The sequence below is a fragment of the Bacillus sp. FSL M8-0071 genome (assembly GCF_037975455.1).
GTDB lineage: Bacteria > Bacillota > Bacilli > Bacillales > Bacillaceae > Bacillus > Bacillus subtilis.
Map to the genome: position 1 here is coordinate 3,454,481 of NZ_CP150256.1, position 18,652 is coordinate 3,473,132.

At 44.5% G+C, this 18,652-nt stretch carries 21 protein-coding genes; 4 read left to right on the forward strand and 17 right to left on the reverse strand.

Annotated elements, in window-relative coordinates:
• Positions 1-2: 2 nt before the first annotated feature.
• The 12 genes from MKX71_RS17890 to MKX71_RS17945 form a co-directional block, all read right to left on the reverse strand.
• Positions 3-362: a hypothetical protein gene (locus tag MKX71_RS17890; protein ID WP_017695277.1), complete on the reverse strand. Its 360-nt coding sequence runs from the start codon at positions 360-362 to the stop codon at positions 3-5.
• Positions 363-376: 14 nt separating this feature from the next.
• Positions 377-2,284, reverse strand: a complete 1,908-nt coding sequence (locus tag MKX71_RS17895; RefSeq protein WP_273796509.1) for a DUF6792 domain-containing protein — start codon at positions 2,282-2,284, stop codon at positions 377-379.
• A 5-nt stretch (positions 2,285-2,289) separates the two neighbouring features.
• Positions 2,290-3,012 carry a hypothetical protein gene (locus MKX71_RS17900; protein WP_015251145.1) on the reverse strand — a complete coding sequence of 241 codons (723 nt, stop codon included), beginning with the start codon at positions 3,010-3,012 and terminating at the stop codon, positions 2,290-2,292.
• A 384-nt stretch (positions 3,013-3,396) separates the two neighbouring features.
• A complete protein-coding gene (locus MKX71_RS17905; RefSeq protein ID WP_339231447.1) occupies positions 3,397-4,092 on the reverse strand; it encodes a lipoprotein YvcA in 696 nt (231 codons plus the stop codon).
• Between the two features lie 210 nt (positions 4,093-4,302).
• Positions 4,303-4,932 (reverse strand): bifunctional phosphoribosyl-AMP cyclohydrolase/phosphoribosyl-ATP diphosphatase HisIE, encoded by a 630-nt coding sequence (gene hisIE, locus MKX71_RS17910; RefSeq protein ID WP_086344367.1) that lies wholly within the window; start codon positions 4,930-4,932, stop codon positions 4,303-4,305.
• Positions 4,929-5,687 (reverse strand): imidazole glycerol phosphate synthase subunit HisF, encoded by a 759-nt coding sequence (gene hisF / locus MKX71_RS17915; RefSeq protein WP_003244585.1) that lies wholly within the window; start codon positions 5,685-5,687, stop codon positions 4,929-4,931. Before hisF ends, hisIE begins: the two co-directional genes overlap by 4 nt.
• Positions 5,684-6,421: a 1-(5-phosphoribosyl)-5-[(5-phosphoribosylamino)methylideneamino]imidazole-4-carboxamide isomerase gene (hisA, locus tag MKX71_RS17920; RefSeq protein WP_339231449.1), complete on the reverse strand. Its 738-nt coding sequence runs from the start codon at positions 6,419-6,421 to the stop codon at positions 5,684-5,686. The genes hisF and hisA overlap by 4 nt, the downstream gene beginning before the upstream one ends.
• On the reverse strand, positions 6,418-7,056 hold the full coding sequence (gene hisH, locus MKX71_RS17925; RefSeq protein ID WP_015251140.1) for an imidazole glycerol phosphate synthase subunit HisH: 639 nt from the start codon (positions 7,054-7,056) through the stop codon (positions 6,418-6,420). Before hisH ends, hisA begins: the two co-directional genes overlap by 4 nt.
• Positions 7,057-7,641, reverse strand: coding sequence for an imidazoleglycerol-phosphate dehydratase HisB (hisB, locus tag MKX71_RS17930; protein ID WP_015714780.1), 585 nt, complete (start codon positions 7,639-7,641; stop codon positions 7,057-7,059).
• Complete coding sequence (gene hisD / locus MKX71_RS17935; protein ID WP_339231451.1) at positions 7,638-8,921, reverse strand: histidinol dehydrogenase; 1,284 nt, start codon at positions 8,919-8,921, stop codon at positions 7,638-7,640. Before hisD ends, hisB begins: the two co-directional genes overlap by 4 nt.
• Positions 8,918-9,559 carry an ATP phosphoribosyltransferase gene (gene hisG, locus MKX71_RS17940; RefSeq protein WP_015251138.1) on the reverse strand — a complete coding sequence of 214 codons (642 nt, stop codon included), beginning with the start codon at positions 9,557-9,559 and terminating at the stop codon, positions 8,918-8,920. The genes hisD and hisG overlap by 4 nt, the downstream gene beginning before the upstream one ends.
• On the reverse strand, positions 9,552-10,727 hold the full coding sequence (locus tag MKX71_RS17945; protein WP_015251137.1) for an ATP phosphoribosyltransferase regulatory subunit: 1,176 nt from the start codon (positions 10,725-10,727) through the stop codon (positions 9,552-9,554). Before MKX71_RS17945 ends, hisG begins: the two co-directional genes overlap by 8 nt.
• 250 nt (positions 10,728-10,977) lie before the next feature.
• Here MKX71_RS17945 and MKX71_RS17950 point away from each other — a divergent pair, with 250 nt between their 5' ends.
• Together MKX71_RS17950 and pelC are read left to right on the forward strand one after the other, a co-directional pair.
• Positions 10,978-11,730: a C39 family peptidase gene (locus tag MKX71_RS17950; RefSeq protein ID WP_120027534.1), complete on the forward strand. Its 753-nt coding sequence runs from the start codon at positions 10,978-10,980 to the stop codon at positions 11,728-11,730.
• A 239-nt stretch (positions 11,731-11,969) separates the two neighbouring features.
• Positions 11,970-12,635: a pectate/pectin lyase PelC gene (gene pelC / locus MKX71_RS17955; protein WP_339231452.1), complete on the forward strand. Its 666-nt coding sequence runs from the start codon at positions 11,970-11,972 to the stop codon at positions 12,633-12,635.
• Between the two features lie 19 nt (positions 12,636-12,654).
• On the opposite strand, the gene hprF is transcribed toward pelC, so the two are convergent.
• From hprF to hprK, 5 genes are read right to left on the reverse strand one after another with little or no spacing between them, the layout of a single operon-like run.
• Positions 12,655-13,173: a heptaprenylglyceryl phosphate O-acetyltransferase gene (hprF, locus tag MKX71_RS17960; protein WP_015251134.1), complete on the reverse strand. Its 519-nt coding sequence runs from the start codon at positions 13,171-13,173 to the stop codon at positions 12,655-12,657.
• Positions 13,174-13,176: 3 nt separating this feature from the next.
• Positions 13,177-13,827 carry a pyrophosphatase PpaX gene (gene ppaX / locus MKX71_RS17965; RefSeq protein WP_015251133.1) on the reverse strand — a complete coding sequence of 217 codons (651 nt, stop codon included), beginning with the start codon at positions 13,825-13,827 and terminating at the stop codon, positions 13,177-13,179.
• The gene (locus MKX71_RS17970; RefSeq protein ID WP_015251132.1) at positions 13,824-14,762 is read right to left on the reverse strand and encodes a nucleoside recognition domain-containing protein; all 939 of its coding nucleotides are present in this window, start codon (positions 14,760-14,762) and stop codon (positions 13,824-13,826) included. The genes ppaX and MKX71_RS17970 overlap by 4 nt, the downstream gene beginning before the upstream one ends.
• Before the next feature lie 23 nt (positions 14,763-14,785).
• Complete coding sequence (lgt, locus tag MKX71_RS17975) at positions 14,786-15,595, reverse strand: prolipoprotein diacylglyceryl transferase (protein ID WP_003242661.1); 810 nt, start codon at positions 15,593-15,595, stop codon at positions 14,786-14,788.
• Between the two features lie 13 nt (positions 15,596-15,608).
• Entirely contained in the window at positions 15,609-16,541 is a 933-nt protein-coding gene (gene hprK, locus MKX71_RS17980) for an HPr(Ser) kinase/phosphatase (RefSeq protein ID WP_003228097.1), read from the reverse strand.
• Positions 16,542-16,722: 181 nt separating this feature from the next.
• Between hprK and nagA the strand changes: the two genes are divergently transcribed.
• Entirely contained in the window at positions 16,723-17,913 is a 1,191-nt protein-coding gene (gene nagA, locus MKX71_RS17985; RefSeq protein ID WP_339231454.1) for an N-acetylglucosamine-6-phosphate deacetylase, read from the forward strand.
• The gene (gene nagB, locus MKX71_RS17990; protein ID WP_167408468.1) at positions 17,910-18,638 is read left to right on the forward strand and encodes a glucosamine-6-phosphate deaminase; all 729 of its coding nucleotides are present in this window, start codon (positions 17,910-17,912) and stop codon (positions 18,636-18,638) included. The genes nagA and nagB overlap by 4 nt, the downstream gene beginning before the upstream one ends.
• The last annotated feature ends 14 nt before the right edge of the window (positions 18,639-18,652 follow it).

An 18,652-nucleotide genomic window follows, 5' to 3' on the forward strand; every position in this document is an offset into this window, starting at 1 on the left:
TGTTAGACATCTTTCACAGGCTTCTTTTTTCTGTAAGTCAATGTTACATCCTGCTGTCGCAGGTCTTCTATTATCATTTTGTACCGATCAACTTTTGCGGTATGTTCTTCTTTTATCATCTCAAGGGCAGCTTTTCGTTTTTCGCTATTAGACTCAAGCTCTTTTTTTATTTTTTTTACAATCAACCCTTTTTGCCCTTTGATTTCCTCTTTTAATGAAGACTCAAATTTCTTTGTCAGGCTGAGAAAGTCGTTGATCGGTTGATTGAGGGTGCCCGCTTTCCCCTTCATTTCATCTTGGGTAAGAAACATATAGGTCGTTGATACAATTTCTGTTTCACTTTCTGAAAATAAGGAAGTCACTCTTCATATTCCTCCTAAGGCTGAAAATCAAATAACTGAGAAATCATTTCTTCTTTTTCAAACAGCTTTTCAATACTCTCGCGGATATTTTTGATAAAATCTCTTTTTTCTGTTGTCTGTTTTTTTAATTCAGCAACAATTCCATCATTTGCAGGAAGCGCACCTGTGTGGAATGATTCATGAACAGAGATTTTCTCCAATTTATCGAATGTGTGGCTGAAACCAGCTGCAAGCCGGAATTGAAGATCGAAGGCATAATGCGAAGGGTTTTCTTCCATATGATGAATAGCCGTGATGATCGCCTGCTTTTTGTCTATGAAATCTTCATCGATTTCCTGACTGTAAACCTTCTGGTACTTAGAAATCGCATCTTCCATATCTTCAACGATTTTCATACCGTTTTGATAGATTCTGACAGCGGATGAGAGATTGACTTGAATCGTTTCTCCCGAGCCGCTCTTCCCTGTAAAATAAATATCGGAGCCTTTATAGCTGAAGCCTTTTTCCTTTGACAAGGCGTTGAGCATTTGAACGATGCTGTGGCCGTCGACGATAAGTTTTAGTGCGTCTTTTGTTTCTGTGTCGAGTGTTTTCAATGAGGATAGAATTGATTTTACATAGTCCACTATTTCACCAACGTCTTTTAAAGCTTGCATAAATTGGCCATGCTTTAAATGGTCAATGAATTGTTCGTACCGTAATTCTATGCCTCGCATACTCGCATTAATATTCGTTAATTCTTTTTTGATGACTTTCTTTTGCGTTTCATCAATATAACCGTTTTCAGCTAACTGATCTACGACCGGTCCGCTGTTTCTCAACAAGGTATGAAGAAAACCTAAAAACGACGGCAGTTCCTCTTTTATTCGGCCATACATTTGCTTAACATCATCAAAATGCTCATATAGGACACTTACTTTCTTTAAAGCGCCGTCTGTGTTTTTCACTTTTTCAATCAGGTCTATGTCTATCCCGCTGGCTGCCTTTATAAAACCGTTCAAGCCGTCTTTTTCATAGTCATCCTTATATTTTTGAAGGAATTTTTGAATTGACCTCACATCTTCGTCAGGAACCCCATCCATAATATTTCGGATGCCTTTTACACTTGTATTTGTATCTGCCATCTTCACATCACCGAATGTAATGAAATCGGCCTTGCCGCTGACTCCATACAGCGGGTCATCTTTTGAGATGCGTTGGGTGATGTTTGCTGTTACGCCTTTGTCTTCATAATATTTTTGGATTTCTTTTTTTAGCTTATCTGGTGGGATATCATTTATATCTTTTAAGCGTCTAATATGAAATTTATGCATTAGCCTATCTCTCAAATTCAAATCAGTTGCTAGCAGGTGGTCAACGCTTATTTGAGCTCCGTTAACCCCATAAACCTCATCAAATTCTCCGTCAATTAATTGAACCATCACCTGATTATTATTTGCCAGTGAGTGGCCCATAGCAAAGGTCTTTAAATCATGAGAATTCTCTGTTTCTCTTTTGGCATTTCTTACAAACTCTTTTGTCGCTTGGTACTGGCTGTCATCTATCCCTAAAAAGAGACCAAAGAAATTGTATGACCAGTCTTCGTTATCAGCACTCCCCTCTGAAATAATATGAAGTTGATTAACGTGTTGTTTATCATCCTTAATATAAATAGCTGTACCATCATATCCGGACTCTCTTATTGATGTATCTATTTTCGAATTTTTTTTAATAAGTTCATTAGATGTGTATATTTCCAGATTTTTTGGAAGATCTCGATGTGTTTCTTCTTTGTATATTCGACGCACCTCGACTTCAAAATCTGTTTTAGCTCTCTTTATTTCACTTTCAATATTAGAAGCAAATTTTTCTTTATAATCGTACTCCAAGTCAATTAAACGCAGCTTTACATTTTCATTTTCAAATATATTCTTATTTTCCATTTTCTCTATTTCTCCTTTTTAACTTTTAAAAAGGTAATAGAATCAATTATTTTTCGAACTTTTTTTTCTGCTTCTTCTTTCTTTAATGAACAAACCTCTTTACCCTTATAGCAAGAAAAACGAAAAGAATACTCTATTCCTAAATATTCCTCTTTTTTAGATTTAACATAACCAAAAAATCTATAAGAAAAATTATTCTTTTCATCCACATCATCAAAACTGCTTTTCTTTTGAGCAGAATATACAATTTTATCAGATAGCTCTCTTTCTTCGTATTTTCCTTTATAGCTATTTCTGCCGCTTACAATGTCAAGCATTGTATCCTTGTCATTCGCAAAACTTTTTTCTTGATGATAATCTAATTGCCCGTCATATTGAATGTTAGTTTTTTTATTGAAACTATCAAATACTATTGTTTCCTCATTTTCACCTTTACTTGAAAGATCAGGTACATACTCCCCATCCTCCGGAAACAACATCCTAAACCCTTTCAGCTTAGATTCAAGCAAATAATACCCTGGCTCCTCTTCTTTCGTTGACACCATGTACTCTCTCGTTTTTTCATCTTGAAACGCCGGAACTTGCGGCAGGTCTTTTGGATCCATTTCTTTTGGTTTTACGGCTTCTGTTTTATTGTCATTTGTGGTGTTTTTATCATTGTCTTGCATACTGCATCCTCCTGTCAGGGCAAGTAATAAGCTAAAGCAAATACATATGATCTTTTTCATTACGAACCTCCACGGGTTTTGTGAGAATAGAATTCTATTTTCATACCGAAAATAATCCTATTGACCTGGTTAATACGTGATTATTTTATCCTTTTCTATGTTACATCATGGTGGAATTTGGATAAATAGGAAATCCGACTTGGTTTTGATCTCCTTTCACTAACAAATCAAGCAAAACACCACAAACACATCATAATACCTATTTCTTTTTTTATAAAATCGTTTATCATACGGCTCTTACTTAACCTCTTCATCTTTATAGTAGGTGAATCGAAACGAATACTCTATTTCCCTTAATTCTCTATAAGAAAAACTATTCTTTCCCTCTATATCATCAAAAGCCTTTTTCTTTGAGCAGATATCTCTCTTTCTTCGTATTTTCCTTTACATTTCGCCAAAGGTAGTAGAGTTTATTATTTTTTTAACTTTTTCTTCATTGTCTTTCGGGTTTTGTTTACATGTATTTGCATTGGCGGAGCAGCTAAACATAAAAGAATATTCCATCCCTAAATAATCTTGTTTTTTCGATTTTATATAACCAAGGAAGATATAAGATGGTGTCTCTTCTTTGTCAAAGTTTTCTTGTCTTGAGGCAAAGTAAATATCTTTATCCTTCGTTTCTAATTTCTCAAAATCACCTTTGTATTCATTTTTACCGCTAATAATATCCAACATATTCTCCGGTTCGTTTATAAACGATTCATTTTGATAAAACTTAACTGAAGCATTCATTACTATATTCGTTTTTTTATTAAAACTATCAAAAAATAGTGACTCGTTTGTCTTTGAAGTTTCTGAGTCGGAATACTCCGCATCCTCCGGAAACAACATCCTAAACCCTTGCAGCTTAGATTCAAGCAAATAATACCCCGGCTGCTCTTCTTTCGTTGACACCATGTACTCTCTCGTTTTCTCGTCCTGAAACGCCGGAACCTGCGGCAGGTCTTTTGGATCCATGTCTTTTGGTTTTACGGCTTCTGTTTTATGTTCGTTTGAGTTGTTCTTATCATTGTCATTCATACTGCATCCTTCTATCAGGGCGAGTAATAAGTTGAAGCAAATAAAGATGATCTTTTTCATGACGAACCTCCACGGATTTTTTTCGAGAATTATATTCTATTTTTTCTCTATAAATAATGCGATCAGTCCCTGTTCAAAGGGTGATTATATTATTCTTTTCCATGTTACATTATGGAGGAATTTGATTAAGTAGGAAAACGAACTTTATTTTAATTTGCTTTAATCATCTCAAAATTTCATAAAACAAAAAGAGCCGTATCATACGGCTCTTTACTCTTCTTTCTCAGAATGGCGTTTTTTCAATACGTCAAGCACATCATCCAGCGGCAAGGCTTGTTCTCTGAGCAGGACAAGCAGGTGATACAGCAGGTCTGCCGCTTCCCATTTGAGTTCCTCGTGGTCCCGGTTTTTCGCGGCTATGATGACTTCGGATGCTTCTTCTCCGACTTTTTTCAAAATCTTATCGACGCCTTCACGGAAAAGGTAAGTGGTGTAAGCTCCTTCAGGCATCTCCGCTTGGCGTTCCGCGATCACGCGCTCCAGTTCGTTCATGATGCCGAATCGGCCTGCGGCCTGTTCTTCTGTTTGTTCCTTCGTAAAACAGCTGTAGCTGCCAGTGTGGCATGCCGGGCCGGACGGCTCTACAAGTACGATCAATGCGTCCTGGTCGCAGTCATACCGGATACCTTTGACGGCTTGCGTGTTCCCTGAGGTTTCTCCTTTATGCCATAACGCTTGGCGTGAGCGGCTGTAAAACCATGTTTCCTTCGTTTCCAGCGTTTTTTCGTACGATTCCTTGTTCATATACGCAAGTGTCAGCACTTCTTTGCTTGCCGCATCCTGCACGATAGCAGGAATTAATCCGTCCTCGTTAAAACGCAGCTCATCTGCCTGTTTCATCTCACATTCACCCCGTACTCTTTCAAGTATGATTTCACTTCTTTAATCGATGTTTCTTTATAATGAAAAATTGAGGCGGCCAGCGCGGCGTCGGCTTCTCCTTTTGTAAAAGCCTCAAGCATATGCTGTGCGTTTCCCGCGCCTCCCGAAGCGATAACAGGGACGGGGACAGCTTCGGAAACAAGCTTTGTCAGCGTGTGGTCGAAGCCTTTTTTCTCACCGTCGGAGTCCATGCTTGTCAGCAATATTTCTCCTGCCCCGCGTTTGACGCCTTCTTTTGCCCACGCGGTGACCTCCCAATCTGTTTTCTTTCTGCCGCCGTGCGTATAGACCTTATATGTGTCAGATTCTTTGTCGTACTTGGCATCAATGGCAAGTACGATGCATTGAGAACCGAAAAACTCGGCTCCTTCTGTAATCAGCTCAGGGCGGAGAACAGCTGCCGTGTTCACCGACACTTTGTCCGCTCCGGCACGCAGAATCGTTTTCATATCGCTGAGCTGATTGATGCCGCCGCCGACTGTAAACGGAATCGCGAGCTTCGCGGCAACCTGCTCCACAACGTCAACCATCGTCTTTCGTCCTTCGTGCGAGGCGGAGATATCAAGAAAAACAAGTTCATCCGCACCTTCCCGGTCGTACACTTCAGCGAGTTCAACTGGGTCACCTGCATCCTTCAATTCGAGAAATTGAATTCCTTTGACAACGCGTCCTTCTTTGACATCAAGGCATGGAATAATCCGTTTTGTGATCATTTGCGCTTCACCCTTTCAAGCGCCTCACTCAGCGTAAACTGATTGGTATACAGCGCTTTTCCGATGATCGCTCCAGAGACGCCGTCCGCCTCATAGCGGGCGAGAGCTTCGAGATCCGCGACGGAGCTGACTCCGCCGGAAGCGATCACCGATTTCCCCGTTTCCTTAGCAAGCTCGACCGTGCTTTTAACATTGGGGCCTGACAGCATTCCGTCTGTCGCGATGTCAGTAAAAATAAAGACTTCCGCACCTTCATTGGCTAGCTCTTTGCCCAGTTCAGTTGCCTTAAGGGTTGATGTTTCAAGCCATCCCTCTGTTGAAACAAAACCGTTTCTCGCATCCAGTCCGATTGCAATTTTCTCGCCATATTGTTTCAGCATTTTTTTGACAAACGGAGGGTTAGAAACTGCTGAGCTTCCCAGGATCACCCGATCGACTCCTGCTGATAAATATTCATAGACGTCATTTTCGGAACGGATCCCGCCGCCGATTTCGACTTTCAGGTTCAGCTTTTGCGTAATCTCAATCACATGGCGGTCATTCACTCTTTTCCCTTCTTTGGCCCCGTCGAGATCAACGAGATGGATCCATTCGGCACCCTCTTTCGCAAATAACTCAGCCATGTCGTACGGTGAATCGCCATATATCGTTTCCTTATTGTAATCCCCTTGAACAAGGCGGACACATTTGCCGTTTCTCATATCAATTGCCGGATATAATGTAAAAACACTCATTTTTTCACCTTCTGTTCTGCTGCCATTTTCGTAAATTGAGTTAAAATAGACATTCCGACCGTGCTGCTTTTTTCCGGATGAAATTGGGCGCCGAAGACGTTTCTTTTTCCGACTACAGCAGGCACTCGTACACCATAATCGGCGCTTGCCAGAAGCGCGTTCTCCTCCATCCCGTCAATGTAATAGGAATGAACGAAGTAAGCGTAGCCTTGTTCTGTTTTAGTCAGCAGCGGAGATTCATTATGAAAAGAAAGACGATTCCAGCCCATATGCGGAACCTTCAGCTTGTTTCCTTTTTCATCTTCTGCTTTCAGCCTGACTGCTTTTCCTTTTAACAGCCCGAGTCCTGAAGCGGTGCCGTTTTCTTCGCTTTCTTCAAATAAAAGCTGCATGCCGAGGCAGATCCCTAGAAGCAGTCTTCCCTCTGAGACCATATCGTGAATCAATTGATCAAGCTTCGTGTAGCGCAAATTGTCCATCGCGTCTCCAAATGAACCAACTCCCGGCAAAATGAAGGCATCAGCTTCTTTCAGCTCCTCCGGCTTTTCAGAAACAAAATACGGCACGCCGACACGTTCAAGCGCCTTTGAGACACTGTATAAATTCCCCATTCCGTAATCTATCACGCCGATCATTTACAGCATCCCTTTCGTTGACGGTATTCCTTTAACTCGCGGATCGATCGTTGTCGCTTCATCAAGCGCACGTCCCAGTGCTTTAAAAACGGCTTCAATCATGTGGTGGGTGTTTGTGCCATAATGAACGATGACGTGCAGGTTCATTCGAGCTTCGAGCGCCAGCTTCCACAAAAATTCATGTACAAGCTCCGTATCGAAAGTTCCGACTTTAGCAGCCGGGAAATCAGCGCGCATTTCTAAGTGCGGCCGGTTGCTTAAATCAATCACAACTTGAGCAAGTGCCTCATCCATCGGCACAAACGCCGATCCGTAGCGTTTGATTCCTTTTTTATCGCCCAACGCTTTGAGCAGCGCCTGCCCTAAGCAGATGCCGATATCTTCAGTCGTGTGGTGATCATCTATATCAACATCGCCTTTTGCGTTAATGGAAAGATCGAATTGGCCGTGTTTCGTGAATAAATCCAACATATGTGTCATAAACGGCACATCTGTTTTGATATCCGCTTGTCCCCCGCCGTCTATTGTAAATGCCAGTTCAATATCTGTTTCGTTTGTTTTCCTGACGCGTTCCGCTTTTCTCATTTAGAAATCCTCCGTTCTCTCGCTTCAATTGATCTGGCATGGGCTTCTAACCCTTCCAGTCTGGCAAAAGCCGCGATGCTTTCGGCATGTTCTTCAAAGGCTGATTGACTGTAAGAAATAATGCTCGATTTCTTTTGAAAATCAGTTACGTTTAATGGACTTGAAAATCTGGCTGTTCCGTTTGTCGGAAGCACATGGTTCGGTCCGGCAAAATAATCACCGACAGGCTCAGGGCTGTATCTGCCTAAGAAAATTGCACCCGCATGTTTGATACTGCCAAGCAAAGCTTCCGGAGACTGTGTTATGATTTCTAAATGCTCTGGCGCGAGTGTATTGACAGTATTAATCGCTTCCACCATTGTTTCCGCCACATATATACAACCGTAATCTCTCACTGAAGCTTCCGCTATTTCTCTTCGCGGCAAGGTTTTCAGCTGCTTACTCACCTCGGCTGAAACCGCCTCGGCCAGCGCCATGGAATCTGTGACAAACACACATGAGCTGAGCTTATCGTGTTCCGCCTGTGACAGCAGATCGGCTGCAATTTCGCTCGGAATCGCTGTTTCATCAGCCAGCACGACGATTTCACTCGGTCCGGCAATCATATCGATATCAACATCGCCGAACACTTCTCGTTTGGCAAGCGCGACATAAATGTTGCCCGGACCCGTGATTTTATCCACCGGCTCAATGGTTTCTGTTCCGTATGCTAACGACGCAATCGCCTGAGCGCCGCCCATTTTGTAAATATCTTTTATGCCCAGCTCGGCTGCTGCAACCAAAACTCCAGGAGACAGCAGACCGTCTTTTCCCGGAGGCGTGACGAGAACGATTCTTTCAACGCCCGCTACGAGCGCCGGAATCACATTCATCAAAACAGATGAAGGATATGCGGCCGTTCCCCCCGGCACATATACACCGGCGGAATCCAGCGCCGTCACTTTCTGCCCCAGCATTGTGCCGTCCTTTCTGTGATAAAACCAGGAGGATTGCAGCTGTCTTTCGTGATATTCCCTAATATTTTCGATTGCCTGCCTAATCACCTGAAGAAGACGTGAATCCAGTGAGGTGTATGCCTCCTCAAATTCTTCTTTTGTGACCAGCGGACTGTCTATTTCGATGCCGTCAAATTTCGCCGTGTAGCTGCGAACCGCCTGATCACCGTTTGCTTTAACATCTTCTATAATGGACCGGACCGTCTTTCTTTGCTCTTCCGTTCCGGCATCGATGGAACGCTTGAGAGAAAGCCGTTCCGCTCCGCTGATGGTTTTGATCTTCATTTTGCCGTCTCTCCTTCCACAACGAGAGATAGGCGGGATGCCATTTCGTCAATCACATCGTCTTTCATGCGATAGCTTACCGGGTTGACAATAAAGCGAGAGGTAATGTCACAAATGTGCTCCGTTTCAACAAGCCCATTTTCTTTCAGCGTCTGTCCTGTGGAAACAATGTCCACTATCCGATCTGCAAGCCCAATGAGCGGAGCCAGTTCAATTGAACCGTTGAGCTTAATAATCTCGACTTGTTCTCCCTGCTCTCTGAAATAACTGGAAGCCACATTCGGATACTTTGTCGCGATTCTTGGCGCTACTCCGCTCCAGTCTGTATTCGGAAGTCCGGCGACAGCTAAGTGGCACTTGCTGATTTTTAAATCCAGTACCTCATACACGTCGCGTTCCTCCTCCAGCATGACATCCTTGCCCGCAATTCCGACGTCTGCCACGCCATGCTCCACATACGTAGTTACGTCCATCGGCTTCGCTAATATGAAACGAAGATTTTCCTCCGGCACATCGATGATCAGTTTTCTCGAATCTTCAAACTCCTCAGGGAGCCTGTAGCCTGCCTGCCTCAGCAGCCCTGCCGCTTCTTCAAATATCCGGCCCTTTGGCATCGCCATTGTGAGTAACTTACCCATTTTGCTCTTCCTTTCTGGCACCGATAAAATAAGTGACGTTTGCAAAAGATTTTGTCATCTGGTCGATATTTTCTATTCCCGATAAATCTTGAAGAACCACTTTGTTCCCTTTCATGCGTTCTTCATTCGCATAAGCGATGGCTTGCGCCCGCTGCTCTTTGCTGAAAATAACAGCGTCTATATCACAAGGTTCTTCTTTCATATGAAGGGCTTCAATCAGCCGGTCGATCCGAAGCCCGAAGCCTGTTGCCGGTGCAGGTGAATCAAAATGGCCCAGCAGCTTGTTGTAACGGCCACCGCTTCCAATGACAAAACCGACATTCTCGGCGTACACTTCAAATAAAATCCCTGTGTAATAGCTCATGTGGCTGACCATATTCAGATCCAGGCGGACATTTTCCGTACATCCGTAATCCTCAAGAATGCCCCACAGCGCCTTCAGCTCATCAACCACGCTTTTTCCTTGCGCAGAATCGACGATTTCCTCGGCACGTCCGCATACTTCTATGCCGCCCCGCAATTCGAGGAGCTCAAGCAGTCTGCTTTTATCAATGGAGGAAAGCGGGAGAGACTTGACATGCTCTCTGTAGCCGACGTAGTTCTTTTCATATAAGAACCTCCGCAGCACATCAGCTCGTTCAACGTTTCCGAGCACCTCAACAAACAAAGCATCCGCAATGCCGGCATGGCCGATGGCAATTTTAAAGGATGCCAGCCCAGCGTTTTTTAATGCCCCGACGACTAAAGCAATGACCTCCGCATCCGCGCTCGTCGTGCCGTCACCGATTAACTCCACTCCGACCTGCTCGAACTCAGCCGGACGTCCGCCTTCACGCTCCTGAGCCCTGAATACATTTGCCGCATAGCCGACTCTTAGCGGATGACCGTGTTTCAGAAGCTTCGATGCCGCTACCCTTGCAATCGGCCCCGTCATATCCGGGCGAAGCACCAATGTCTTGCCGTCCTGATCAAGTAGCTTAAACAGCTGCTGCTCTTCAATTGCTGACTGGACGCCAACGGTATCGTAAAACTCCAGTGTCGGCGTTTCCATAAATTGATATCCCCATTTATCAATCAAATCGGTTAACGATCGTCTCACCTTTTTTTTCGTTTCGTATAAACCGGGCAGTGTATCTCTCATGCCGTGCGGTTTTTCAAACATAAACATCAACCCGAGCACCTCCGCTGTTATCTTATGAAGGAAAATTCCGAATCCTTTAGTTCGCTAATATGATAATATGTTAGCAGATGAAAGAATGAAAATCAACGCTTAACTTCAGTAAGGATATTTTTAGTTCAAATATCCTTCTCCTCATTATGAAAAAATCATGAATAATGTATTAAAGGTACGTAATATCTCAAATTCTTTATGTTTGGCATGCTATAATACAAATCAAATAGAGAACAAGGAGATAAAGATGAAAACACTGCGAACTCTATGTGTCCTGATGATTCTTTCAGGCGTTATTTTTTTCGGACTTAAAATAGATGCAAAAGATATAGATATTCCTTTTTTGAACAGCCTTAAAAAAGTGGTTTCTGATAGCGATACAAACTCAGCTGCGAATAGCAAAAAGGAGCTGAAGGGAAGCGCAAAACCGCTGGATGTCATCCTTTACAATCAAATGGACGCACCCCGGCTCTATAACGGCTGTGAAGTAACAAGCCTTGCGATGGTGCTGAATTACGCAGGATACGACGTGACAAAAAACACCCTGGCAAATCAGGTTGCCACAGTGCCTTTGACATACAGCAGCGGATTAAAGGGTGATCCGAATGACGGATTTGTCGGGGATATGGCGAATGGCCCTGGTCTCGGTGTCTACCATCGACCGATCTATCAGCTGGCGAAAACCTATGCGGGAGACAAAGTGTCCGATCTGACTGGAAAAAGCATTTCTGCTGTTTATGAACAGCTTGAAAAAGGCAATCCAGTTTGGGTTATCACGACAGCCAACTTTACGCCAGTTGACAACATGCAGACATGGAAAACGCCAAACGGAACGATAGAGATTACGTACAGCGAACACAGCGTCGCCGTTACGGGATATGATGATAAATATGTGTATCTCAATGATCCGTATGGCTATAAAAACAGAAAAACCGATAGAACAAGCTTTGAAAAAGCGTGGAAACAAATGGGCAGCCAGGCCGTAGTTATTCAAAAGTAAACACCTGAAGCCTCACTATGCTCTATCCTGAGCAAATACGACAATATTCATGCTTTTTGTTTCAATCGGTAAGATCGATTCATTTTCCATTTATCATCCAGAATTGTCTTTACTTTCAGGCTATCTGTTTTTATGATTAAAGCAGATTCAGCCTTGCCCCGATCTATGTGAGAGAAGCCGGTGCAAGTCGCTGACGCTTCTCTTGCAAAAAATGAAAGATATCCGGGGAGGATTTATCATTGAAAAAATTCGTGTCTATCCTATTTATGTTCGGTTTGGTTATGGTGTTCAGCCAGTTTCAGTCATCAACCGCTTTTGCAGCAGACAAAGTGGTGCACGAAACAATTATCGTACCAAAAAATACAACATATGACGGGAAAGGACAGCGGTTTGTGGCAGGGAAAGAATTAGGCGACGGAAGCCAGTCAGAAAACCAAGACCCTGTTTTTCGTGTGGAAGATGGAGCAACCCTGAAAAATGTGGTGCTTGGCGCCCCTGCTGCTGATGGCGTGCACACTTATGGAAACGTTAACATTCAGAATGTGAAATGGGAAGATGTTGGTGAGGATGCGTTAACGGTGAAGAAGGAAGGAAAAGTGCCGATCGACGGCGGTTCTGCTCAAAAAGCGTCAGATAAGATATTCCAAATCAATAAAGCCAGTACATTCACAGTGAAAAACTTCACGGCAGACAATGGCGGAAAGTTCATAAGACAGCTTGGCGGTTCAACCTTCCACGTTGATGTAATCATCGATAAGTGCACCATCACAAACATGAAGGAAGCGATATTCCGGACGGACAGCAAAACAAGCACGGTCAGAATGACAAATACACGCTACTCTAATGTCGGTCAAAAATGGATTGGTGTTCAGCATATTTACGAAAACAACAACACTCAATTTTAACAAAAAAAGTCCGCTGATGTTATTCAGCGGACTTTTTCAATCTTTCTTGCATTTCTTCCTTCGTATAGATGATCCTCATCGGATTTCCGCCGACAAATGCCCCGTCAGGCACATCCTTATGGACAAGCGTTCCGGCGGACACAACTGCGCCATCTCCTATTTTCACCCCGGGCAGAATGGTCGTGTTGGCACCAATCATCACTTCGTCCCCGATCAGAACTTTGCCGATCCGGTATTCGTGAATCAAATACTCATGGGCCAGAATGGTCGTATTGTACCCGATGATTGTATTTGTTCCGACTAAGATCTTTTCCGGAAACATGATATCTGGCATCACCATGAGGGCAAAGGATGTCTGTTTTCCAACCTTCATCCGCAGAAATGTACGGTACAGCCAGTTTTTCATCCCTATAAACGGCGTATATCTCGCAATTTGAATGACAATGAAATTTTTGACGACCTTTAAAAAAGGTACCGTTTGATAGACATGCCACAGTGAGTTGGCCCCCGAGACCGGATGACGATCTGTTTTTCTCACAGATTACTTCACTCCAACGATTTGTAATAGATCACTCATTTTCTCAAGCATAAAATCCGGCTCATGCTTCGCCAGCATTTCCGGCCCTTTAATCGTCCATGCGACTCCTGCCGTTTTTGTACCGGCGTTTTTGCCTGCCAGCACATCGTGGTAATTATCTCCGACCATAATGGCTTCCTCGGACTTGCTTCCTAACTGTTTCAGCGCTAACAGCACAGGCTCGGGATCAGGCTTTGCATTCGTCACATCATCAAGGGTGACAACTGTTTCAAAGAATTCGCCGATTCCCGTGAGCTTGAGGCCCATATTGACAGTATCTCTTAATTTTGTTGTCACAATTCCTAATGTAAAGCCGGCTTTTTTTAATGCATCCAGGGTCTCATATACCGTTTCATATTCAGTCACGAGTGAATCATGCATGTCATGATTGTACGCTCTGTACATAGCGATCATATCCTCGCATTTATCAGGGTCCATCGAAGAGAACGTATCAAAAAGAGACGGCCCGATAAATGCAAGGACATCTTCTCGTTTATACTTGCTCGGATAATAATGCTCCAGTGTATGCAAAAAGGACGCGATAATTAATTCATTCGTATTAATAAGCGTTCCGTCTAAATCAAACAGAATCGTCGTTACTTGTTTGTCACTCATATTGCTTCCTTTCCAACCGCTGAGGGTTTCCATTTTTTCCACGTGTGCGCAATAGCCATTGTCAGCAGAACTGCTGTGGTGACACGAATCAAAAGAAGCGGCCAGACCGGTATGCCAAGCGGAATAAAGACAAGTGTATCTTCCACGACCGCGTGGCAGGCAACGAGAAATATAAATGCCAATGTCATGTCCCGCTTGCTCACGCCGTCATCCTCGACAGCTTTGATCATGACACCCGCTCCGTAGGCCAGACCAATCGTCAGTCCCGCCACCATCGTCATAGACGTATTTTTATTCATGCCAAGCAGCTGCGTAAACGGCGACAGCCACCTGGAAAACCGATAAAGCCAGCCTAAATCTCTTAAAAACTGGATGATAATCATCAGCGGTATGACTATTGCCGCCAGCTGCAAAACACCAAGTCCGGCTTTCGTTAATGCTTCTGCCAACATTCCTAGCCAGCTGTCTGGCGCGGCGCTCTTCGCAGCGATAAAACCGTACTGCGCCGTTTCCTGTCCGCCATGCCAAATGAGGTTGATGACGATGGCTGACACAGCGGCCAAACCGATGCGCACCGCCAATATGACGCCAATTCTGATACCAACCTTTGCGGCAACTGTCGATTCGATAATTAAGTTATGACAGAATGAAAGCATAACAGCTAAAATAAAGACTTCTTTCACAGATAAATCCAATGTTAAAATCCCGGCAATTCCCGCATACAGATTCAGCATATTTCCCAGTACAAGCGGAATGGCCGCTTCACCAGAAAGCCCGAAGAGACTCATTACCGGTGTGATCAGCCGTACAAGCCAATCCATGACAGGGGTATGCTGAAGCAAAGTGACCAATAGCGTTACCGGGAAAATCACTTTACCCAGCGTCCATGTTGTTTGAAAACCTGCTGCAAGACCGGCCAGAAAGATCTTCTTCATCCCTCATCCCCCTTTGTTGACGTCTACTCCGCGTACCGCTCCTTCGAGTATCCCTTGACGCGTCTGAAGATGATGGCTGCCACAGCCAAAACAATCAATACGATTGAAATCACCTGAGCGATGCGAAGTGAATCAGTCAGCATTAAGCTGTCAGTCCGCATTCCTTCAATAAAGTATCTTCCGATTGAATACCAAATGATATAGATCAAGAACATCTCGCCTCTACGCAAATTCGCTCTGCGCAGCAGCAGTAAAACAATGACGCCGACAAAGCTCCATAGTGATTCATATAAAAAAGTAGGATGATAATATTGCCCATTGATATACATTTGATTGATGATAAATTCAGGCAGGTGCAGGTTTTCTAAAAAGGCTCTGCTGACAGCCTCGCCGTGCGCTTCCTGATTCATGAAGTTCCCCCAGCGGCCGATCGCCTGGCCGAGCAAAATGCTGGGCGCGGCAATATCTGCAAGCTTCCAGAACGAAAGGTTTTTCACTCTCGAAAACACATATCCCGTTAAAATGGCGCCGATTAATCCGCCATGAATGGCAATGCCGCCCTTCCAAATCTTAATGATTTCTCCCGGATGTGCCGCATAATAATCCCATTCAAAGGCAACGTAATAAATTCGCGCGCAAATAATCGCAATCGGAATGGCAAACAGGACAAGATCAATAAACGTATCTTTCTGCAGCCCCCGTTTTTCACTTTCCCTCATCGCAATCCACAGCCCGAGCAAAGCGCCGAGACCGATAATGATTCCGTACCAATGGACAGCTAACGGCCCCAGCTGAAATGCTATCGGATTGAGTGGTTCTATCGCTTCATTCATTTAACGCCAACTCCTATTCTTCTTGTTCACCGTCTTCAATGACGTCCGCCAGCTTGTTGGTAAATTGTTCAGCGGCATTCAGCCCCATCCGCTTCAATCTGAAGTTCATTGCTGCGACTTCGATGATGACTGCAAGATTTCGGCCTGGGCGGACGGGAATCGTCAGTTTTGTAATTTCTGTATCAATGATTTTCATGGTCTCTTCCTCAAGTCCGAGCCGGTCGTATTGCTTGCCCTGCTCCCAGAGTTCAAGATTCATGACAATCGTGATTCGTTTATTGCTTCTGACCGCGCCAGCGCCAAATAGCGTCATCACATTGATAATGCCAAGGCCCCTGATCTCAAGAAGGTGCTCAATTAATTCCGGAGCGTTTCCCACAAGAGTATCCTGATCCTCCTGCCGTATTTCAACGCAATCATCGGCAACAAGGCGATGCCCTCTTTTCACAAGCTCCAGCGCTGTTTCGCTTTTTCCGACGCCGCTCTTTCCTGTGATCAGCACGCCGACACCATATATATCGACAAGAACGCCATGAATTGCTGTGGTAGGCGCCAGCCTGCTCTCAAGGAAGTTGGTTAAACGGCTTGACAGTCTTGTCGTTTTCAGCGGCGATCTGAGGACAGGCACCCCATTTTTCTCGGAGGCGTCAATCAGCTCCTGCGGGATGGGCATATCTCTAGAAAGAATAATAGCTGGTGTTACATCAGTGCACAGAGAATCCATTCGCTGTTTTTTCTCCTCTTCAGGAAGCTGTTCAAAGAAAGAAAGCTCTGTTTTTCCGAGAAGCTGCACGCGCTCTCTCGGGTAATATGTAAAATATCCGGCAATTTCAATGCCTGGTCTTGATAGGTCACTCATTGTAATCGGGCGGTTAATTCCTTCTTCTCCGCTGATTAATTCCAAATTGAACTGTTCCATTACGTCTTTTGTGCGAACCTTTGCCACGATATGTTCCTCCTGTTCCGGGCTGCCCCGAGCTTGCTCACAATACTTTCATTTTATCACTTTCAGGCTTGAACCTAAAACAGATTTTATAAAAGGCGGGAAAACACCTCAGCTGGTCTAGATCACTAGTCTGAAAAAGAGTAAAATAAAGGTATTCAAATTCCAGAAAGGCGGATCATCTATGGCAGAGAGTCTTCTTATCAAAGACATTGCGATCGTGACAGAAAATGAAGTAATCAAAAACGGCTATGTCGGAATCAATGACGGAAAAATCAGCACAGTCTCAACAGAACGGCCCAAGGAGTCATATTCAAAAGAGATTCAAGCACCTGCGAATTCCGTTTTGCTTCCCGGCATGATTGACATTCATATCCACGGCGGCTATGGCGCAGATACGATGGATGCAAGCTTTTCTGCGCTCGACATCATGTCGTCCAGACTTCCCGAAGAAGGCACGACGAGCTTTTTAGCCACAACGATTACCCAAGAGCATGGGAACATTTCTCAATCTTTGGTGAACGCAAGAGAGTGGAAAGCGGCTGAAGAGTCCTCTTTATTAGGTGCAGAACTGCTCGGCATTCATTTAGAGGGCCCCTTTGTTTCGCCTAAAAGAGCCGGAGCGCAGCCAAAGGAGTGGATTAGGCCTTCGGATGTTGCGCTTTTCAAAAAGTGGCAGCAGGAGGCGGGCGGACTGATCAAAATTGTTACACTTGCGCCGGAGGAGGATCAGCATTTTGAACTGATCCGCCATTTGAAAGACGAATCGATTATCGCGTCCATGGGGCACACGGATGCCGATTCCGCATTGCTGTCGGATGCCGCAAAAGCAGGGGCGAGCCATATGACCCATCTGTACAACGCGATGAGCCCGTTTCATCACCGAGAGCCCGGAGTGATCGGAACGGCGCTGGCCCATGATGGGTTTGTGACAGAGCTTATCGCCGATGGCATTCACTCCCACCCTTTAGCTGCAAAGCTTGCTTTTTTGGCGAAAGGCAGCAGCAAGCTCATTTTAATTACCGATTCCATGAGGGCAAAAGGCCTGAAAGACGGCGTTTATGAGTTCGGCGGCCAAAGTGTGACGGTAAGAGGACGAACAGCTCTTCTTTCAGACGGAACCCTTGCCGGTTCGATCCTCAAAATGAACGAGGGCGCACGGCATATGCGTGAGTTTACAAATTGCTCTTGGACGGATATAGCTAATATAACTTCTGCAAACGCGGCCAAACAGCTGGGCATCTTTGACCGAAAAGGCAGTGTGACTGTGGGAAAAGATGCAGATTTGGTGATTGTCGGCAGTGATTGCGAGGTGATTCTCACCATTTGCCGCGGAAACATTGCATTTATATCCAAGGAGGCTGACCAGATATGAAAGTAATGGAATGTCAAACGTATGAAGAGCTAAGCCAAATAGCAGCCAGAATAACGGCAGATACAATCAAAGAAAAACCTGATGCCATTCTCGGTTTAGCGACGGGCGGCACACCGGAAGGCACGTATCGCCAGCTGATCCGCCTGCACCAAACTGAGAATCTCTCATTTCAAAACATCACTACAGTTAATTTGGATGAGTACGCCGGACTTTCAAGCGATGACCCGAACAGCTATCACTTCTATATGAACGACCGTTTTTTTCAGCATATCGACAGCAAGCCTAGCCGGCATTTTATTCCGAATGGAAATGCAGACGATTTGGAGGCCGAATGCAGACGGTATGAACAGCTAGTCGATTCCCTCGGCGGCACTGACATTCAGCTTCTCGGCATCGGCCGAAACGGACACATCGGCTTTAACGAACCGGGAACGTCTTTCAAGTCGCGAACTCATGTTGTGACATTAAATGAGCAAACCCGCCAAGCGAATGCCAGATATTTTCCCTCCATAGACAGCGTGCCGAAAAAAGCACTGACAATGGGAATTCAAACGATACTCTCAAGCAAGCGCATTCTGCTGCTTATTTCTGGAAAAAGCAAAGCGGAAGCTGTTCGTAAGCTGTTAGAAGGAAACATAAGCGAAGATTTTCCCGCATCTGCTTTGCACCTGCATTCCGATGTTACGGTTTTGATTGATCGTGAAGCCGCGTCATTAAGACCTTGAAAGGAACATGCTGA

Coding starts and splice junctions, on each gene's coding strand:
- hisIE (WP_086344367.1), bottom strand. CDS start 4,932: ATGAAACAGGCAGATGAGCTGCGTTTTAACGAGGACGGATTAATTCCT.
- lgt (WP_003242661.1), bottom strand. CDS start 15,595: ATGAATGAAGCGATAGAACCACTCAATCCGATAGCATTTCAGCTGGGG.
- hisA (WP_339231449.1), bottom strand. CDS start 6,421: ATGAGTGTTTTTACATTATATCCGGCAATTGATATGAGAAACGGCAAA.
- MKX71_RS17905 (WP_339231447.1), bottom strand. CDS start 4,092: ATGAAAAAGATCATCTTTATTTGCTTCAACTTATTACTCGCCCTGATA.
- hisD (WP_339231451.1), bottom strand. CDS start 8,921: ATGAAGATCAAAACCATCAGCGGAGCGGAACGGCTTTCTCTCAAGCGT.
- hisF (WP_003244585.1), bottom strand. CDS start 5,687: ATGATCACAAAACGGATTATTCCATGCCTTGATGTCAAAGAAGGACGC.
- hisH (WP_015251140.1), bottom strand. CDS start 7,056: ATGATCGGCGTGATAGATTACGGAATGGGGAATTTATACAGTGTCTCA.
- nagA (WP_339231454.1), top strand. CDS start 16,723: ATGGCAGAGAGTCTTCTTATCAAAGACATTGCGATCGTGACAGAAAAT.
- MKX71_RS17950 (WP_120027534.1), top strand. CDS start 10,978: ATGAAAACACTGCGAACTCTATGTGTCCTGATGATTCTTTCAGGCGTT.
- hisB (WP_015714780.1), bottom strand. CDS start 7,641: ATGAGAAAAGCGGAACGCGTCAGGAAAACAAACGAAACAGATATTGAA.
- MKX71_RS17970 (WP_015251132.1), bottom strand. CDS start 14,762: ATGAAGAAGATCTTTCTGGCCGGTCTTGCAGCAGGTTTTCAAACAACA.
- MKX71_RS17945 (WP_015251137.1), bottom strand. CDS start 10,727: ATGTTTATGTTTGAAAAACCGCACGGCATGAGAGATACACTGCCCGGT.
- hisG (WP_015251138.1), bottom strand. CDS start 9,559: ATGGGTAAGTTACTCACAATGGCGATGCCAAAGGGCCGGATATTTGAA.
- MKX71_RS17895 (WP_273796509.1), bottom strand. CDS start 2,284: ATGGAAAATAAGAATATATTTGAAAATGAAAATGTAAAGCTGCGTTTA.
- MKX71_RS17900 (WP_015251145.1), bottom strand. CDS start 3,012: ATGAAAAAGATCATATGTATTTGCTTTAGCTTATTACTTGCCCTGACA.
- nagB (WP_167408468.1), top strand. CDS start 17,910: ATGAAAGTAATGGAATGTCAAACGTATGAAGAGCTAAGCCAAATAGCA.
- ppaX (WP_015251133.1), bottom strand. CDS start 13,827: ATGAGTGACAAACAAGTAACGACGATTCTGTTTGATTTAGACGGAACG.